Annotated in this window: 1 protein-coding gene; it reads left to right on the top strand. The window is 44.9% G+C overall.

What is annotated here, in order from left to right; all coding sequences use genetic code 11:
* Nucleotides 1-118 precede the first annotated feature (118 nt).
* The gene (locus JOD21_RS19165; RefSeq protein ID WP_204731100.1) at nucleotides 119-1,228 is read left to right on the top strand and encodes an IS110 family RNA-guided transposase; all 1,110 of its coding nucleotides are present in this window, start codon (nucleotides 119-121) and stop codon (nucleotides 1,226-1,228) included.
* Nucleotides 1,229-1,662 lie beyond the last annotated feature (434 nt).

The raw sequence follows: 1,662 nt of genomic DNA, 5'->3' as shown, positions 1-1,662 counted from the left end.
CGAGTTATCATGAACAAAACTAGCTCCTTATTCGTACATTCGTAGGTTAACTGGGTATAAGAAAGTAAGAAACCATCAAACCCAATCAGAGCTATAATACGAAAGGAGCTAGCTTACTATGAAGAATACCACAAAATTCATCGGTTTAGACGTGTCTAAAGAAAAAATTGCGGTCGCCATCGCTGATGTAGGGCGTGAAGCCCCGCGTTACTATGGCATGATTCCTCATACTGCTGAAGCCATCCGTTCTCTCGTGAAAAAGCTTGGTCAATCTGAACATTTATTTGTGTGTTATGAAGCTGGTCCGACAGGTTATCCTCTTTACCGATTATTCAAGTCGATCGGGGTTCATTGTGATGTGATTGCCCCATCGCTGATTCCTCAAAAACCTGGTGATCGTGTGAAGACGGATAAAAGAGATGCCGTTCGACTTGCGCAGCTTTATCGAGCTGGAGAGTTAACAACTGTTCACGTTCCTTCAGAGGAAGATGAAGCCCTGCGTGATCTGACACGATGTCGTGAAGATGCCAAAGAAGATGAGCTCAGTGCTAAACACCGTTTAACTAAGTTTCTCTTACGTCATGACATTCGGCCACCTGATGGCATCAATCGTTGGACGCATAAGTATTACGAATGGTTAGACGCTCTTCAATTTACGCTCGCGGCTTCACGGATCGTGTTCCAGGAATACTATCATCAGCTCAAAGAGCTTCAACAGCGTGTCCGACGACTAGAAGAAGAGATTAAAGAACAGGCCGCACTCAGTAGTCAGTTCGCTTTAATCAAAGCATTCCAAGCGTTACGCGGGATTGCGTTAGTTACAGCGACCAGCCTTGTCGCTGAAATCTCCTCTTTCAAACGTTTTGAATCTCCAAGGCAATTGATGGCTTATATCGGTTTGATCCCAAGCGAGTCTTCAAGTGGAGAGAAAAGATACCAGGGCAAGATCACGAAAGCCGGGAATCGACATCTCAGGAAGCTGTTAATTGAGGCTGCCTGGAGCTATCGTCATCGGCCTGCCGTTAAAGGACAACTAGAAAAGCGACAACAAGGCATATCCCCTGCCGTTCTTGATATTTCCTGGAAAGCACAGAACCGGCTTCATAAAAAATATTATCGTTTACTGTCTAAAGGCAAAGAAAAAAATAAAGTGGTTACCGCTGTCGCACGAGAATTAGCTGGATTTATCTGGGCAGTTGCGCAAGAAATCGAACCAGCTCATCAGTAAAACGCTACCCGTCGAATGGATTGTTCAGGTCTTATTTCTCAAGATCATAGATTGAAGACGTAGCTGAGCGCAGGGCTCGAAGGCAAAGGTTAAAACCGGGAAGGAAAATCCACGTGCCTCCTCTGTACTAGTCTGACTTGTCAGATGAACGTACGCGGCGAGTTAGTGATAAAGTCCTTCATACGGAAAGATAACATGTGTGAACCCACGAATATCAGAATGCGAACCGCAGTCGAACATTTTTGCCTTCGTGCCGTGTGCTTGTCTTTCGTTTAATCCTACTCAGAAAGGAGGACGTATAAAGCGCAGTACACGCAAATAACCAAGGTAAAAAAGAAGCTGAAAAAGCTTCGTTTCTTAAGGGCGGACTAAAAAAGATCCAAACCGGGTTGGGAGCAGCACTCTTGACAGTTTTGTTCATATCAGGAGGCTCA

Origin of the sequence: Jeotgalibacillus terrae (assembly GCF_016908195.1) — a bacterium.
In the GTDB taxonomy this organism is placed as follows: domain Bacteria; phylum Bacillota; class Bacilli; order Bacillales; family Jeotgalibacillaceae; genus Jeotgalibacillus; species Jeotgalibacillus terrae.
Note: the sequence above shows the minus strand (reverse complement) of the source record. Positions and strands in the feature narration are given on the sequence as shown.

What these genes read in the sequence shown, in the direction of transcription:
- JOD21_RS19165 (WP_204731100.1), top strand. Translation starts at nt 119, where the DNA reads ATGAAGAATACCACAAAATTCATCGGTTTAGACGTGTCTAAAGAAAAA.